General features: G+C 73.5%; 11 protein-coding genes. 2 read left to right on the forward strand and 9 right to left on the reverse strand.

The genetic code is table 11. The features are described 5' to 3' along the window. Both ACTWP5_RS31395 and ACTWP5_RS31400 read right to left on the reverse strand, forming a co-directional pair. The coding region (locus ACTWP5_RS31395; RefSeq protein ID WP_443224584.1) for an AfsR/SARP family transcriptional regulator at positions 1-654 on the reverse strand (654 nt) is incomplete at its 3' end. Positions 655-1,137: 483 nt separating this feature from the next. After that, on the reverse strand, positions 1,138-2,103 hold the full coding sequence (locus ACTWP5_RS31400; protein WP_443224585.1) for a LysR family transcriptional regulator: 966 nt from the start codon (positions 2,101-2,103) through the stop codon (positions 1,138-1,140). A 147-nt stretch (positions 2,104-2,250) separates the two neighbouring features. Between ACTWP5_RS31400 and dnaE the strand changes: the two genes are divergently transcribed. Continuing rightward, entirely contained in the window at positions 2,251-5,937 is a 3,687-nt protein-coding gene (gene dnaE, locus ACTWP5_RS31405) for a DNA polymerase III subunit alpha (protein WP_443224586.1), read from the forward strand. 112 nt (positions 5,938-6,049) lie between these two features. Here dnaE and ACTWP5_RS31410 read toward each other — a convergent pair whose 3' ends face one another. The 4 genes from ACTWP5_RS31410 to ACTWP5_RS31425 form a co-directional block, all read right to left on the reverse strand. Next, positions 6,050-7,012 carry a D-alanyl-D-alanine carboxypeptidase family protein gene (locus ACTWP5_RS31410; protein ID WP_443224587.1) on the reverse strand — a complete coding sequence of 321 codons (963 nt, stop codon included), beginning with the start codon at positions 7,010-7,012 and terminating at the stop codon, positions 6,050-6,052. A 127-nt stretch (positions 7,013-7,139) separates the two neighbouring features. Then, positions 7,140-8,237 (reverse strand): glycoside hydrolase family 5 protein, encoded by a 1,098-nt coding sequence (locus tag ACTWP5_RS31415; protein ID WP_443224588.1) that lies wholly within the window; start codon positions 8,235-8,237, stop codon positions 7,140-7,142. A 182-nt stretch (positions 8,238-8,419) separates the two neighbouring features. Next, positions 8,420-10,288 (reverse strand): ABC transporter ATP-binding protein, encoded by a 1,869-nt coding sequence (locus ACTWP5_RS31420; RefSeq protein WP_443224589.1) that lies wholly within the window; start codon positions 10,286-10,288, stop codon positions 8,420-8,422. Between the two features lie 12 nt (positions 10,289-10,300). Next, on the reverse strand, positions 10,301-12,286 hold the full coding sequence (locus tag ACTWP5_RS31425; RefSeq protein WP_443224590.1) for an ABC transporter ATP-binding protein: 1,986 nt from the start codon (positions 12,284-12,286) through the stop codon (positions 10,301-10,303). 358 nt (positions 12,287-12,644) lie between these two features. Between ACTWP5_RS31425 and ACTWP5_RS31430 the strand changes: the two genes are divergently transcribed. Next, complete coding sequence (locus ACTWP5_RS31430; protein WP_443224591.1) at positions 12,645-13,205, forward strand: hypothetical protein; 561 nt, start codon at positions 12,645-12,647, stop codon at positions 13,203-13,205. Positions 13,206-13,662: 457 nt separating this feature from the next. Here ACTWP5_RS31430 and ACTWP5_RS31435 read toward each other — a convergent pair whose 3' ends face one another. The 3 genes from ACTWP5_RS31435 to ACTWP5_RS31445 all read right to left on the reverse strand — a co-directional run. Further along, a complete protein-coding gene (locus ACTWP5_RS31435; RefSeq protein WP_443224592.1) occupies positions 13,663-14,088 on the reverse strand; it encodes an NUDIX hydrolase in 426 nt (141 codons plus the stop codon). 168 nt (positions 14,089-14,256) lie between these two features. Beyond that, positions 14,257-14,859, reverse strand: coding sequence for a 3'-5' exonuclease (locus ACTWP5_RS31440; protein ID WP_443224593.1), 603 nt, complete (start codon positions 14,857-14,859; stop codon positions 14,257-14,259). A gap of 156 nt (positions 14,860-15,015) precedes the next feature. Next, positions 15,016-16,021: NADase-type glycan-binding domain-containing protein (locus ACTWP5_RS31445; RefSeq protein ID WP_443224594.1), on the reverse strand; the 1,006-nt coding region annotated here is incomplete at its 5' end.

Raw genomic sequence — 16,021 nt, forward strand, 5'->3', positions numbered from 1 at the left:
CCCCCGCGCCACCCGGTACGCCCCCAACGCCTCCTCCCGCCGCCCCGACCGGTACAACGCCACCATCAACAACCCGTGCAGCCGCTCCCGCAACGGGAACTCCCGCACCAACCCCGCCAACTCACCGACCGTCGAGGTTGACCGCCCACACGCCAACTCCGCCTGGTACAGCGTCTCGTACGCCGCCAGCCGGCGCTCCCCCAGCCGCTGCGACCAGTCCGCCAGCAGCGGCACGTCCACATCGAGGAACGGCGTCCCCCGCCACAGGGCCAGCGCCTCGCGCAGCACGATCACCGCCCGAGCCGGATCCCGGGTGACCCACTGGGTCCCCTCCCCGACCAACGCGTCGAACCGCTCCGCGTCCAGTTCCCCCTCCCCGATCCGGATCTGGTACCCGTCGGGACCGAACGAGATCCGGTCCGCCTCGCCGAGCGCCAACCGCAGCCGGTGCACGTGGAGGTGGAGCCGCTGCCCCGCCCGCTCGTCCACCCGCTCCCCCTCGCCCCACAACGCCTCGGTCAGCACGTCCACCGACACCGACTGGTTCGCGCGGACCAGCAGCAGCCCGAGCAGGATCCGCCGCAGCCGCCCCGCCACCACCTCACCGCTCCCGCCGCGCCGGATCTCCACCGGCCCCAACACCCGAAACTCCATGGTCCCCCTGGCTCCTCCTGGTCATGGGGGGCGACGGCCGGCCCAGCGCGTCCCGGGCCGGCACAGCCCCCAGCCTCCGGCCGCCGTGCCACGGACTCGGGGGCTCGCACGGCGCCTCGTCGCGCGTGCTCCGGCGTTGCCCGTGGCGCCGCCCATGGTCTGGCGTCGCCCCTGGTTCGCCGGTGTGCCCCTGGTCCCTCGTCGCCCGTCGTCCGCGTCCGTTCGTCGAACGTCGCCCGTCGTCGTCCGTCGCCCGTCGCCCGTCGTCGTCCGTCGTCGAACGTGATCCGCCGTTGCCCGCTGTCCGCCGCCGCCCGTGGCTGCTCGCAGCCCGTGGCTCCGCGTGGCTCCGTCTCTGGCTCTCGGTGGCGCCGGCGTGTCCCGCGCGACGGCATGGCCGAATCCTGTCCGGCCCACAGTCTGACGTACGGCGGCCGATGACGGCGGCGTTTCAGCCTGACCGGCCACGAGGTCTCCGCCGGCTCACGCCTCCCGGACGGGCGCGCCGTGCCGCCGCGCCCACTCCGGTGTCCAGATCCCGCCGTCGGGGCCGCCAGGGCTCCCCGGCCTCCCAAGTCCCAGGTGGTGACGGAGCGCTCCAAGGGCGGGGTGGGCGTTGTCCGTGCGCCAGAGCAGCGAGTGCGGGTACACCGGCGTCGGGTCGCGCAGGGGGATGCGTCGCAGCTCGTGGCTGGCGGGCCACACGAGCGGCGTCCGTTCGCCGAGGAGGGTCCCGAGGGTGGGGGAGTCGGCGACGGCGTCCAGCAGGGCCTCGATGCCGAAGTCGGGCCCGATGGTGTCGATCACGGGCCCGAACGCGGCGGCGAAGGCGTCGTAGTACGCCCGCCACTCCGTCCCCGGCGCGTTGCCCGGCATCCAGATCCGCTGCCCGGCGAGCTGGGCCGGGGTCACCGTGTCGGCGGTGGCGAGGGCGTGGCGCGGCCCGACGCACAGGTGGAGGGGCTCGTCGAAGACGGGGAAGGACCCGACGCCGTCCGGCAGCCGCCAGCCCGGCTTCGCGACCGCGCGGAAGGTGGCGTCGACCGCGCCGGACAGGAGGGCGGCGACGGCCTGTTCGGCGTCGAAGAGGGTCACGACGTCGAGGTCGATCTCGGGGTGGGCGCGGTGGAAGTCGCGCAGCAGCCCCGCCGGGCTGACCCGCCGGCCCACGACGTCGACGCGGAGCGCGCGGCGGCCGGGCCGCACGGAGGTGGCCGCCCGTTCCGCCGCCGCGAGGAGGGCGCGGGCGTGGGGGAGGAACGCCTGCCCGTCGATGGTGAGCGTGACGCCGCGCGCGGTGCGGGTGAACAGCCGCACGCCGAGGCTCTCCTCCAGCGCGGCGACGCGCTTGGAGACGGCCTGCTGGGTGAGCCACAGCTCGGCGGCGGCCTTCTGGAACTGCCCCGTGTCCGCCACCGCCACGACGGTGCGCACGGCGTTGAGGTCCACGCCGCCCACCCTAGCCGTCCGCCCCCACGCACAACGTGGGGTTGTGTGAGGTGGGCGAAAAGGTTGTTTGATCCGCGCCGTCGGGGCTCGTTGGATGGGGTGACCCAACGCGAGGTTGCCCGACGGCGCTCGGAAGGTGACGCACCCGTGCCGGATTCCTTCGTCCACCTGCACAACCACACCGAGTACTCGATGCTCGACGGGGCGCAGAAGCTGAGGCCGATGTTCGAGGAGGTGGCGCGGCAGGGGATGCCCGCCGTCGCCATGAGCGACCACGGCAACCTGTTCGGCGCCCACGCGTTCGCCCGGGTCGCGAAGGACTTCGACGGCGTCACCCCGATCATCGGCATCGAGGCGTACGTGGCGCCGTCCTCCCGCTTCTCCCGCCAGCGGGAGTTCTGGGGTCCGGGCGGGCGCCGCGCCGTCGGCGACGACGGCGAGGGGTCCAAGGACGTCTCCGGCGGCGGCCGCTTCACCCACATGACGATGTGGGCGCGGGACGTGCGGGGCCTGCGGAACCTGTTCTGGCTCAGCACCCAAGCCAGCTACGAGGGCCAGTTCCCGGCAGGCAAGCCGCGGATGGACCGCGAGCTGATCGCCGAACGCCCCGAGGGCGTCATCGCCACCACCGGCTGCCCCTCGGGAGAGGTCCAGACCCGCCTGCGGCTGGACCAGTACGAGGAGGCGAGGGCCGCCGCCGCGGCCTACCAGGAGATCTTCGGCCGCGAGAACTACTTCCTGGAGCTGATGGACCACGGCCTGGCGATCGAGCGTGACGTCCGCGACGGCCTGCTGCGCCTGGCCAGGGAGCTGGACCTCCCGCTCCTGGCCACCAACGACGCGCACTACGTCACCGAGGACCAGGCCGACGCCCACGACAACCTCCTGTGCATCGGCGTCGGCAAGAACAAGGACACGCCGGGACGTTTCCGCTTCAACGGCTCCGGCTACCACCTGCGGACCGCCGCCGAGATGCGCCGTCTCTTCGCGGAGCTCCCCGAGGCGTGCGACAACACCCTGCTGGTCGCCGAGCGCGTCGAGCCCTACGACGCGGTCTTCGACCACGTCGACGAGATGCCGCGCTTCCCCGACGTGCCCGAGGGCGAGACCCAGGAGTCCTGGCTGCGCGCCGAGGTGCTCAGGGGCCTCGCCCGGCGCTACGGCAGCCCCGTGCCCCCGCACGTCCTGGACCGCTTCGAGACCGAGATGGCCGTCATCGGCCCCATGGGCTTCAGCTCCTACTTCCTCGTGGTGGCCGACATCTGCCGGTACGCCCGCGACAACGGGATTCCCGTCGGCCCCGGGCGCGGCTCGGCCACCGGCTCCCTCGTGGCCTACGCCACCCGCATCACCGAGCTGTGCCCGCTGGAGCACGGCCTGCTGTTCGAGCGCTTCCTCAACCCCGAGCGCATCAACCCGCCCGACGTCGACCTCGACTTCGACGACCGCCAGCGCGACCGCATGGTCCGCTACGTGACCGAGAAGTACGGCGAGGACTACACCGCCCTGGTCAACACCTTCGGCACCATCAAGGCCAAGAACGCCATCAAGGACTCCGCCCGCATCCTGGGCTACCCCTTCTCCCACGGCGAGCGGATCACCAAGGCGCTGCCGCCCGACGTCAACGGCACCTCCGCCCCGCTCGCCGCCGTCGTCGACCCCACGCACACCCGGTACGCCGAGGCGGGCGAGATCCGGCGGATGTACGAGGAGGAGCCGGACGTGCGGCGGGTGATCGACACCGCCCGCGGCGTGGAGGGCCTCACCCGCGGCACGGGCGTGCACGCCGCCGCGGTGATCCTGTCCAGGACGCGGCTGACCGACCGCATCCCGCTGCACATGCGGGCGGCGGACGGGGCGAGGATCACCGGGTTCGACTACCCGTCGTGTGAGGCGATGGGCCTGGTCAAGATGGACTTCCTCGGGCTGCGGAACCTCGGCGTCATCGACCAGGCCATCCGCCACGTCCGCGAGAACCGCGGCATCAGCCTGGCCACCACGGCCCCCGAGCGCGGCGACGCCGACGGCGCCGAGGGTGCCGTCGACGACGACACCGTCGTCATCCCGCTGGACGACGCGAGGACCTACCGGCTGCTGGCCGAGGGCAACACCCTCGGCGTCTTCCAGCTCGACAGCGGCGGCATGCGGGCGCTGCTGAAGCTGATGGAGCCCACCCGGTTCGAGGACATCGCCGCCGCCAACGCCCTCTACCGGCCCGGCCCCATGGCGGCGAACGCCCACACCAACTACGCGCTGCGTCAGAACGGCCGGCAGGAGCCCACCCCCATCCACCCCGAGCTGAAGGACGCCCTCGACCCGATCCTCGGCTCCACCCACCACCTGCTCGTCTACCAGGAGCAGATCATGGCCATCGCCCGCCAGCTGGCCGGCTACACCCTGGGCGGCGCGGACATGCTGCGTCGGGCGATGGGCAAGAAGAAGCCAGAGGTGCTGGCCGCCGAGTGGGAGAAGTTCCACGCCGGGATGGCGGCGAACGGGTACTCGGACGAGGCGGTCACGGCGCTGTGGGACGTGATGCTGCCGTTCTCCGGCTACGCCTTCAACAAGTCCCACACCGCGGGCTACGGCCTCGTGTCGTACTGGACGGCCTACCTCAAGGCGAACCACCCGGCCGAGTACATGGCCGCGCTCCTCACCTCGGTCGGCGACGACAAGGACAAGGCCGCCGTCTACCTCGCCGACGCCCGCAGGAACGGGGTGCGCGTCCTCCAGCCGGACGTGAACGAGTCGGTCGCCGAGTTCACCGCGATCGGCGACGACGTGCGGTTCGGGCTGCGCTCCGTGCGCAACGTCGGCGACGCCGTCATCGAGGCCATCGTCGACGCGCGCCGGCGGAAGGGGAAGTTCCTCTCCTTCTCCGACTTCCTGTCCAAGGTCGAGCTGCCCGCGCTGAACAAGCGGGCCGTGGACTCCCTCATCAGGGCGGGCGCCTTCGACTCCCTCGGCCACACCCGCAGGGGCCTGGCCGCCATCCACGAGGACGCGATCGACGCGGTCACGCCCGTGCGGAAGGCCGCCGGCTACGGCCAGGACGACCTCTTCAGCGACGCGGCACGCGGGTCCGGGGACGGGGCCGGCGGGAACGGCGGCGACGGCGACGGGGACGGCGACGGCGACCGCGGCCCGGGGGCCGACCTCCTCGGTTTCCTGGACTTCCCCGTGGACGACACCGAGTGGCCGCGCCGCCACCTCCTGGCGACCGAACGCGAGATGCTCGGGCTGTACGTCTCCGCCCACCCCCTGGACGGCGCCGAGCACGTCCTGGCCCGCGCCCGCGACTGCACCATCGCGGAACTCCTGGCCTCCGGCCGCACCACCGGCGAGGTGCGCCTCGCCGGACTGGTCACCGGCGTCCAGCGCCGGACGACCAGGCAGGGCAGGGCCTGGGCCGTCGTGAACCTCGTGGACCGCGACTCCACCATCGAGGTGCTGTTCTTCCCCGCCACCTACCAGCTGGTGCAGCACGCGCTCGTCGAGGACGACGTCGTCTCCGTGAAGGGCAGGATCGAGGACCGCGACGGCACCGTGAACCTCTTCGGCAGGGAGCTCACCCCCCTCGACGTCTCCTCGGCCGAGCACGGCGGCGGCCCCGTCGTGCGGCTCACGCTCCCGGCCCACCGGGTCACCGTGGCCGCCGTGGCCGAGCTGAAACGCATCCTCGCCGACCACCCGGGCGCGAGCCCCGTCCACCTCACCGTCCGCGGCACGCGGAAGACCACCGTCTACGCCCTGGCGGCGACGGTCGACGCCGCCACCCTCGCCTCGGACGTGAAGGGCGCCTTCGGCGCGGAGGTGTGGGAGGGCGTCGCGTAGCGGCGGTCAGGGGGCCACGGATGTGGCCGGCACGCGCTGGGGCCGCCCCACGCCGCGCCGGTCGTGGCGGCGGACGGTGGGGACGCGTGGGAGGCCCTCGTGCGTGTGCGGATCAGTCGCGCTGGGCGCCGCGCGGGAGCGTGCGGAGGACCATCCGGCTGGCGGTGGACGTGCCGTACGCGTAGTCCAGCAGCTTGACGGCGTCGGTGTACCGCTGGTCGGAGCTGGCGCTGTTGAGCAGGACGCCGACGATGGTGCGGCCGTCACGCATGGCGGAGAAGACCAGGCAGGGGCCGGCGACGGAGCCGGTGCCGGTCTTGATGCCGACGGCGCCGTCGTAGGAGCCGAGCAGCTGGTTGGTGTTGTACCAGGTGTAGGTACGGCCGTTGGTGGCCGTCTGGACGGTGGACTCCTTCTTCATGATGACGCGCAGCGGCTTCATCGACATCGCCTCGGCGGCCAGCATCGCGTGGTCGCGCGGCGTCGTGACGTTGTCCCCGTTGCGGGAGATCCCGTCGAAGGAGTCGTAGTGGGTGCTGTTCAGGCCGAGTGACCGGGCCTTGCGGTTCATCATGCCGATGAACGAGGTGGTGCGGGCGGCGATGGTCCTGCCGCTGCCGAAGTGGTCGGCCAGCGCCATCGCGGCGTCGCAGCCCGAGGGGAGCATCATCCCGTACAGGAGCTGGCGGACGCTGAGCTTGTCGCCCGTCTGGAGGTCGGCGGTGCTGGCGCCCTCCTGGGCGACGTAGGTGCGGTACGCCTCCCTCATCGTGATGTTCCTGCGGTCGAGGTCCACGCCGGTCTGGCTGAGGACGACGACGGCGGTCATGATCTTGGTGGTGCTGGCCATCTGGCGCGCGGTGGTGCCGTTCTTGACGTAGAGCCGCTCGCCCGCCGTGACGTCGTAGAGGTACGCGCCCTGGGCGGAGACGGTGGGGCGTGCCCTGGTCCCCGTCGGGGTCGCGGCCGGGGTGGCGGCCTGGGCGCTGGGCGCCAGGACGGGTGCCGCGGCGACGAGCGAGGTCGAACCGAGCAGTGTGGCTCCGAAGCGGCGCCGGGAGATGTCGGACTTCATGCGACTCCTCAGTTTCGGACGAGTGCGCTGAGCGTAGCCCGTTCCCGACGGGGCGGCCCCCGGCGCCCCCGGCGTTGCGGGGTGGGGGCGCCGAGGACCGGTGGGGTGTGCCGGTGGGTGCCGTCCGTCAGGCGATGCGGTCCCTGATCCAGGCGCCGGCCTCCTTCAGGGAGCCCGGGTCCGCCCAGCTGCGGGCGTCGCAGGTGCCGACCTCGAAGACGGCGCCGGAGCGGAAGTCGTCGGAGTAGTTCCAGTTGGTCCAGCTGATGTTCTTCTCCGCCATGAGGTCGATGTACCGCTGGGCGGAGGCGAAGTCGTTGGGCCCGTCACCGCTGTAGTCCTGGGTGCCGAACTCGGTGACGAACATCGGGATCCGGTCCGCCGCCCGGGAGAGGGTCTGGAGGTAGGCGTCCTGGTGGGAGGCGGCGTAGAAGTGGAAGGTGTACATGATGTTCTCGGCGTCGACCGGGTCGGCGACGATCTCGGACTCGTCGGAGCCCTCGGAGACGCCGAGGGAGGACCACGCCCGCGTGCCGACGAGCACGACGGCGTCGGGGTCCCCGGCGCGCACGACGGGGATCATGCCCTCCGCGTAGCTCCTGATCGACTCCCAGCTGACGCCGTTCGGCTCGTTGGCGATCTCGTAGATCAGGTTGTCCTGGTCGCCGTGGCGCGCGGTGATGTCGGTGAAGAAGCGGGTGGCGAGCTCGGTGTTGGCGTTCGGGTCGCCGGGGGAGAGCATGTGCCAGTCGACGATGACGTACAGGCCCCGGGCCGTGGCCATGTCGATGATGCGGCTGGCGAGGTCGGTGAAGTACGCCGGGTTCGTCTCGTAGCCGTCCTCCTGGACGTACGTCGACACGCGCACGACGTCCGCGCCCCAGTCGCCCGCCAGGACGTCGAGGGACTCCTCGGTCACGCAGTGCTCGAACCACTGGGTGCCGTGCGTGCTCATCCCGCGCAGCTGCACCGGCTGGCCGTCCTCGCCGCACAGGGTGGTGCCGCACACGGCGAGCCTGCCGTGTTCCTGGAACGGGGTCTCAGCCGCCTCGGCCCGCGGCGCGGAGCCGGTGGCCGCGTCCGAGCCGGTCGTCGAGCCGGTGGCGTGGCCGGGGACGACGGCGACCGCGCCCGCGACGAGCAGGCCGAGGGCGGTGGCGAGCGCCGCGCGGCGACGGGCGGGGCGGGGGCGACGGCGGGTGGGGGGTGGTTCCGACGATCGCATGGCCTTCCTCTCCAAGGGCACCGGCCGCGCGCGACGGCGGCCCGGTGGTGGGGGGGTTGATGGAGCAGAGGTCGTTGTGACGATAGGGCCGCGCGCGGGCACCGTCCATCCCCCGTCCCCTCACAGGCTCCCGTCCGGGCCGGCGGCAAGCGGCCCGGACGTCGGTCAGCGGTAGCCGCCGGTCAGCGGTAGCCGCGGGCCTGGAGGCGGAAGAGCTCCGCGTAGAGCCCCCGGCCCGCCATCAGCTCCGCGTGGGAGCCGGTCTCCCGCACGCCGCCCCGCTCCAGCACCACGATCCGGTCGGCCATGCGCACGGTGGAGAACCGGTGCGAGACGAAGAGCGTGACGCCTCCCCACGCGCCCGCCTCGCTGGCCGACCCCGCGTACCGGGCGAAGACCGCCTGCTCCGCCAGGGCGTCGAGCGCCGCCGCCGGCTCGTCGAGCACCCGCAGCAACGGCCTGCGCCGCAGCAGCGTGCGGGCCAGCGCCAGGGACTGCCACTGCCCGCCAGACAGCTCCGCGCCGTCCGTGTAGCCCTGCCCCAGCGCGCCGTCGAGCCCGCCGGGGACGCGTCGCAGCAGGGTCTCCGCCCCGGCGTCGCGCAGTCCCTCAAGGACCACACCGTCCTCGCCCAGCCGGTCGATGTCGCCGACGCCGACGCTCTCCCGCAGCGTGAGCTCCAGGCGCGAGAAGTCCTGGAAGAGCGTGCCGACGTGGGCCATCCACTCCTTGGGCGGCACCTCGCGCAGGTCGACGCCGTCCACCAGGATCCGGCCGCTGGTGGGCTCGTAGAGCCCGCACAGCAGCTTGACGAGGGTGCTCTTGCCCGCGCCGTTCTCGCCGACGAGCGCCGTGGTGCGGCCGGCGGGCAGGTCGAGGGTGACGTCGCGCAGCACGGTGCGGTCGGTGCCCGGGTAGACGAAGGTGACGCCGTCGAGCCGGATGCCGTGCCGCAGCGTGCTCGGCACCGAACGGGTCCGGGCCGCGGGCTGGGGCGGGTTTGGCCCGGGCAGGGCCGGCCCGGACGGGGCCGGCCGGGGCGGCTCCCCCGCCGGCACCGGCGTGGCGGCGGGCGGGGCGGGGGGCGTCGCCCAGGCCCGCAGGGTCTCAAGGCGCCGCACCATGTGGCCCGCCGCCTGCACCGTGGCGAGCATCCCGAGGCCGGCCGCGACCTGGACGTTGAGCTGGACGGCCAGCGTGAGGGTCAGCACGAGGTCCCCGATGCTCGCCTCGCCCCGCGACGCCTGGCGGAGCACGAGGAGGATGGCGCCGCAGCACGAGAGCGTGAACGCCGTCTGCCCCGCGCCCCGCAGCGCCGCGCCGGTCACCTTCCCGCGCCACAGCCGCCGGGTGGCGGCCTCGAAGGCCCGGTCGTGCCGCTCCAGCAGGGCGTCCCGCGCTCCGGAGATCCGCACCTCCTTGGCCGACCGCGGCGAGGTCGTCACGTGCAGGAGGTGCCGCGCGAGGCGCAGCCGCTCCGCCGCGTCCGTCCGCGACCGGTCGACGATGGCCTGGGCGCGCCGGCCCATCAGCACCGGGGGCAGCGCCCCGAGTGGCAGCAACGCCAGCCAGGGCTCCAGCGAGGCCAGCACCACGGCGGTCAGGAGCAGCTGGACGAGGAGGGCGCCGAGGCGGAGCACCGCCTCCAGATAGCCCCGCAGCTTCTGGACCTCCTCGCGGGCCAGGATCACCGCGTCGGCGAAGTCCGCGCTGTCCAGCTGGGCCATGCCGGGCGTGCCGTTGGCCGCGGTGATCAGCTCGTCGTTGATCCGCGTCTCGGCCAGCTCGCCCACCTCGAAGTAGTACAGGTGGGAGAAGTGGCTCACCATCAGCTCGGCGACCAGCGCGGCGGCGATCACCGCGCCGAGGACGACGCCCGCCGTCGTGTCGCCGTCGAGGACGGCGTCGGTGAAGGCGCGCAGCCCGAGCGCCACGGCCGGGGTGGCCAGGTACGCCACCGACAGCAGGGCGCAGGCGCGGAGCAGCCGCCCGCGGTCGGTGCGCCAGGCCAGGCTGAGAAGCCACCACGCGGTGTGGCCGAGATGCCGCACGCCCTTCCCCCCCTATCCCTCTCCGGCGGGGGCCGGCGTCGCGGGCCGCCACGGCTCCTCCGACGTCTCGACGCTCTCCGCCTCGTCGAAACGGTCCGCCTGGACGCGGAACAGGCGGGCGTACTGGCCGCCGGCCGCCATCAGCTCGTCGTGGGTGCCGCGTTCGGCGACCCTGCCCCGGTCCAGGACGACGATCTGGTCCGCGCGCCGCACGGTCGAGAAGCGGTGGGAGACGATCACCGTGGTCAGCCCCCGGGTGATGTCGAGGAAGCGGTCGAAGAACGCGACCTCGGCCCGCACGTCCAGCTGCGCGGTCGGCTCGTCGAGCACCATGACGGACGCGCCCGCGTGCACCGCCAGGAGCGCGCGGGCCAGCGCCACCCGCTGCCACTGCCCGCCCGACAGGTCCCGCCCGCCGCGGTACTGACGGGACAGCACCGTCCGCAGCCCCTCGGGCAGCGCCTCGACCACATCCGAGGCGCCGGCCCGCCCGGCGGCGGCCAGCAGCGTGGCGTCGTCCCCGACCGGCGCCCAGGGCGCGCCCAGGGCGATGTTGTCCGCGGCGCTCAGCTCGTAGCGGACGAAGTCCTGGAAGATCACGGCCAGCCGGCGGTGCCAGGCGGCCGGGTCGAGCTCGGCGAGGTCCCGGCCGTCGACGGTGATCCGGCCGGCGGTCGGGTCGTACAGCCGGGTCAGGAGCTTCACCAGGGTGGTCTTGCCCGCCCCGTTGAGTCCGACGACGGCGGTGGAGGTGCCGGCGGGGAGGTCGAGGCTGAGCCCGTCGAGCACGGGCCGCCCGCCCGGCCGGTACCGGAAGCCGACGTCGTCGAAGCGGATGCCGTGGCGTGGCAGCACGCCGCCGTCCGGGAGCGCCCCACCCGTGGGCCCGCCCATGGGCCGGCCCGTGGGCCCGCTCGTCGGCCCGCCCGTCGCCCCGCCCGTCGGCTCGCCGGTCATCGTCCGTGCGCCGTCGCGGAAGGCCCGCAGCGCCTGGTGGGCGATGGTGCCGTACTGGGTCTGCATGTCGCACTCGGGGAAGTGGACGCCGAAGCGGACGAGGATCAGCGTGGACTGGGCGGCGAGGCCCAGCTCCAGCAGGCCCAGCCCGCCCCGCGCGGCCTCGACCGCGAGCAGGGTCAGCACCGTAGCCGCGCCCGTCAGGCCGACGGCCGACAGCAGCAGGAAGGGCGGGCCCAGCAGGCGCCGGCGCCCCCGCCACATCGCGGCGAAGTACGCGGTGTGCTCGGCGCGGTACCGGGCGCGGGCCCAGTCGACGAGCCGGAGCAGACGGATCTCCTTCGCCGCCTGCGCGCCGGAGGCGAAGCGCCTGAGATACGTCACCTTCCGCTTCTCCGGGGCGAGACCGTCGTAGAAGTCGGCGAAGGCGCCGAGCGAGCCGCGGTGCCCGAACCGGATGGCCAGCGCCGTCAGCCCGATCACCGCCGCCGCCAGGGGCGACAGCGCGAAGCCCACCAGCGCCGTCGCGCCGACCAGCTGCGTGTAGCGCGCCACCAGCGCCACCGTGCCGGCCGCGGCGTCGCCCGGGGAGGCGGCCGAGCGGTCCAGCGCCTCCCGCGCGACGTCCAGCTGGTCCAGCAGCCGCGGGTCCTCCAGCGCCCGCGCCGGCGCCTCGGTCAGCGCGGCGCGCACCAGCTCGCCCCGACACCGCAGGTCCACCCGGCGCGACACCAGCTCGCCCAGCGCCTCCTGGAACGGCGTCAGCGACTGCTGCGCGCCGAAGACGAGCCCCGCGACGCCGAGCACGGGCAGCACCTGGGACCAGGCGTCGGGCGCGACCTCTCCCCCCGGGCCGAACGCCTCGGGCACGCGGTCGAGCAGGACGCTCGTGGCGACGACGAAGCCGACGGGTAACAGGCCCAGCAGCACGTTGAGCAGCAGCGCCACCGCCAGCACGCCGCGCGGCACGTGACGCCACAGGCCCACCACGGCGAGCCACCGCGCCGCGCGGCCGCGCACGCGGGCGGAGAAGGCGGTCACGGCCGCGCCGCCGGGGGCGCTGGGGGCGGCCGTTCGCCACGGGTGCCGCGGGCGGCCCGGTGAGTGGTCTTGGCCATGGTGGGTCAGCAACCTCCCGTACCGCGCCCGTACCGCGCGACCATTGACGGACGACGAGCGTGCCGGCGCCGGGCGGGACACGTCCGCCACCTCAGGCGGCTGGCAGAGTCATGATGACGGAAAGCCCTTGAGTCACACACGAAACCGGCGGACGACTGGCTGGAACCCGTCACCGCGCCCGTCCCTCACGCGGCGGGCCAGGCACCGTTTCGCAGTAGAGGACGCCGGGCAAACAGGAAGGAATCGCGGGGGGACGCCTGGTGGCCGGGGGGTACGACGCATGGCGAGGCGACGGGTCAGGCTGGTGGTCGACGACTTACGGCCCGAGGTGGCGCGCCTGGCCGAGGAACGCCAGCTCGGCGACCATCTCGCGACCTACCGGTTCGGTGACGGCACCTACGGCGGCGCGATGGCACTCATCGGCGCGGCCGTCTGCGTCCCCGCGGGCATCGGCCTGCCGCTGGGCCCGTACCCGGCGGCCGTCCGGATCCTGGGCGGCCTGCTGCTCGCCGTGCCCGTCGCCCTGTTCCACGTCGGCCGACACGTCGACCGCGCGCACGAACGCGGCCCCCGGGTGTACGCCTTCGACGGCGGACTGGTGACGGGAGACTCGCGGGAGGGACTGACGGTCCGCCCCTGGTCCACCGTGACGGCCTCATGGCGCCGCGAAACGGTCACCGCGCCGAACGGCTGGCCCAGCCGCCACCTCCACCTCCTGGAGGTCCGCACCCGCTCCGGGACCCTGCTGTGCACGCTCCCCGCACGCGAGACCGACGCCGGCGCCACCACACTGCGCATCGCGGACCACGCGGGCACCGACGGCGACCCCCGGCGTCCGTAGCCGGCCAGCGAGAGCCGGCAGGAGCAGAACACCCGTGAGACTTCCTCCATGACCACCGGTCCGGGCCCCGGCCCCACCACCGCCCCTGACGCGGCTCCCGGAGAAGGACCGGTCCGCCCGGTGTCCTTCTCCCTCCACGAAGGCACCATCGCCGCTCTTGGGGCCCGCACCGGCGAGCGCGGCATGTCCGCCCACGTCGAAGCCCTCATCCAGCGCCAACTCGAACGGGACCGGCTGCGGAACTCGTCGAGGACGCGGAGAGCGAGCACGGGCCGGTGGACCCTGCGGCGGTCCAGGCCAAGCGGACACTCCTGCGCGGCGACGCGTCCAGTCCCGCAGACCCCGCGTGAGCGGCACCCTCGTGCCCGACAGCGAAGGTCTGTCCCACCTCATAGGACGCAGGCGGGCCGAAACGGAGGCCGTCCCGGTCCGTTGCGAGGCGGTCGCGGCTCAGGGTTCACCAACCGTGCAGCGCGAGTCCGTTCGAACCGGAGAGATAGCCGTCCAGCCCTTGGGCGGGGTACTCGATGATGTCGTCCGGCAGGTCGTGTACCGCGAACCATCGGAGGTCGAGGCACTTCGCGGGTTCGCGGTTGACGGGCTCGCCGGCCCACTCGGTGGCCAGGAAGAAGAAGCCGACGCGGGCGCCTTCGGGTTGCCGGTGGTGGACGACGTGAACCATCCGAAGGTGCGCGGGATCGACGGTGACGCCGGTCTCTTCGAGGAGCTCCCGCGCGGCGCCGTCGGGCAACGACTCGTCCTCCAGCTTGCCGGACGGTAGGTGCCATCGGCCGTAGCCGTAGGGTCCGCCGCGTTGGGACATCAGGATCTTGTCGCCGCCGCGCAGGATCACGTGGGTGTCGAGAATGGGGGGAGTCGTCATCTGGTCACCGTGTGCGTGTCGGGGTCGCTGTGGCCGACGTTACCGGGGCGGTGGGCGAGGAATGAGGCGATTCGGTCGGCCGCCTCACAGCCTGGTTGAACGGCGCGGAGTACATCGACGGGCACGACGCCCAGGACAGCGGCGATCGTGAGGCTTCGCGAAGCTCCCTCACCACAGCGTGGGTGGAGCCTCCGGCTTCGGGGCACCGGGCAGGCCGGGCGGCACTGCGGCCTCCACGAGCGCATCCCACGTGGGATGTGCCTCTGCCAGGCGCAGCAGGAGGACGGCGGTGGCGAAGGCGTCGAACGCCGCGCGGTGACGCTGCGCTGGAGCCTGTGAGAGGTCGAGGCGGAGATGCTCGATCAGGGCGTCCAGGTTGTGTTTCGGGACGTCCGGAAGCGTGGCCCGGCTCAGGCGCAGGGTGTCGAGGACGCCCGCTGCCTTCCAGTTCGGAAGGTGGCGGCTCAGGACCTTGTACTCGACGCTCGCGTTGTGCGCGCAGATCCATGCGCCGTCGAGCAGCCGGCCGATCTCGTCGGCCACCTCCGTCCAGGTGGGGCAGTCGGCGAGGTCGGCGTTGGTCAGCTTGTGCACCCGGGTGGCGAACGGCGTCACAGGTACCGGGGGACGGATGAGCCAGGCCCCGGCCGCCGCGGTGTCGGGGGCGCCTGCGGCAACGGGAAGCATCGCGATCTCCACCAGGTCGGGCGGCGTTGCTCCGTTGCCCTCGACATCGACAACCAGCAGCCGGGGCCATGACTCGTCGTTCACGGTGTACGGGCCTCCTCGGCCGGCCAGCCGATGTCTGCGCGGACGCCGTCCAGCGCGGGGAACTGCCCGCCGTCTGAACCACCCCGCGACGTCATCGTGCAGCGGCCCCCGCGATCGCGGGGGCCGTCACCATGCCGGTGTCGGGTGTCGGGGGTTTTACAGGATGCTGTTGGCGGACGGTCCGAAGAACTCGATCTCCGCGATGGCCACCTGCTTGTTCGCCGCCGCCCCGTAGGCCGACAGGATCGTGAAGCGGACGCTGGTCACCTCCTGGGCCCGGAACGACCGGCGCTGCGGCCCGAGAGCCTGGTCCAGGGTGATCTCCCGCGTCGTCGTGCTGCCGTCCGCCATGGTGATCAGGGCTTCGAGGCGGTGGGGCCGCGCCTGCTCGCGGAGCTGGTTGGCGCGGGTGGAGACGCCGGGGGTGATGAGCACGTCGAGGAGCCGGGTGGGCTCGGCGAAGGTGGCCTGGATCCACTCGCCCTCGCCCGACTCGGAGACGCCTGGCCCCCACCAGGTGTCGTTGCCCTTGTCGAAGGCCCGCTCGGCGGGGTGGCCCTCGAACGAGTGGAGCGCGCGGTAGCTCTCCGGCTCGACGGGGGCGCGCTTGGCGAAGTGGTCGCGGGTCGCCTGGATGCCGTCGGGGATCCGCACGGCGAGGACGACCAGCAACGCCAGGACGAGGACCGCGACCGTCCACCTGAGGACGTTCTCGAAGCTGCGGCGCAGCCGCGGGCGCTCGCCGGCCCACGGCGCCTCCCGGCCCCGGGAGTCGAGCATCCTGCGCCACCAGGGGCGGCGTCCGTCCCGCTCGTCCTCGTTCGGGGCCATGGGCATGGCGCACCGGACGCAGAAGTGCCGGTCGGGGTGGTTGGCGGTGCCGCACCAGGAGCAGGGTAGGCCGCCGTGGACGCCCTGCTCCTTCTGGACCTCGCGGACCTGGGGGCGGGTGGCGGCGGGGCGGCCCGGCAGGACGGGGCTGACGGACGGCGGGGCGGCGGGGCCGGTCGTGGGGTCGTTGACGGGGACCACGAGCCGGCGCGCCCGGTCGGAGAGCGAGTCCTCGGGGGTGACCGCACGGATCTGGAGGGTGGCGTCCGGCGTGGCCGGCGCGCCCGCCGCCGGCCGCGCGGCGGGTGGGGAGGCGGGTTGAGAGACGGGT

This window comes from Streptomyces sp. 4N509B, assembly GCF_052245655.1.
Lineage (GTDB): Bacteria > Actinomycetota > Actinomycetes > Streptomycetales > Streptomycetaceae > Streptomyces.

What these genes read in the sequence shown, in the direction of transcription:
- ACTWP5_RS31410 (WP_443224587.1), bottom strand. Translation starts at nt 7,012, where the DNA reads ATGAAGTCCGACATCTCCCGGCGCCGCTTCGGAGCCACACTGCTCGGT.
- ACTWP5_RS31415 (WP_443224588.1), bottom strand. Translation starts at nt 8,237, where the DNA reads ATGCGATCGTCGGAACCACCCCCCACCCGCCGTCGCCCCCGCCCCGCC.
- ACTWP5_RS31430 (WP_443224591.1), top strand. Translation starts at nt 12,645, where the DNA reads ATGGCGAGGCGACGGGTCAGGCTGGTGGTCGACGACTTACGGCCCGAG.
- ACTWP5_RS31435 (WP_443224592.1), bottom strand. Translation starts at nt 14,088, where the DNA reads ATGACGACTCCCCCCATTCTCGACACCCACGTGATCCTGCGCGGCGGC.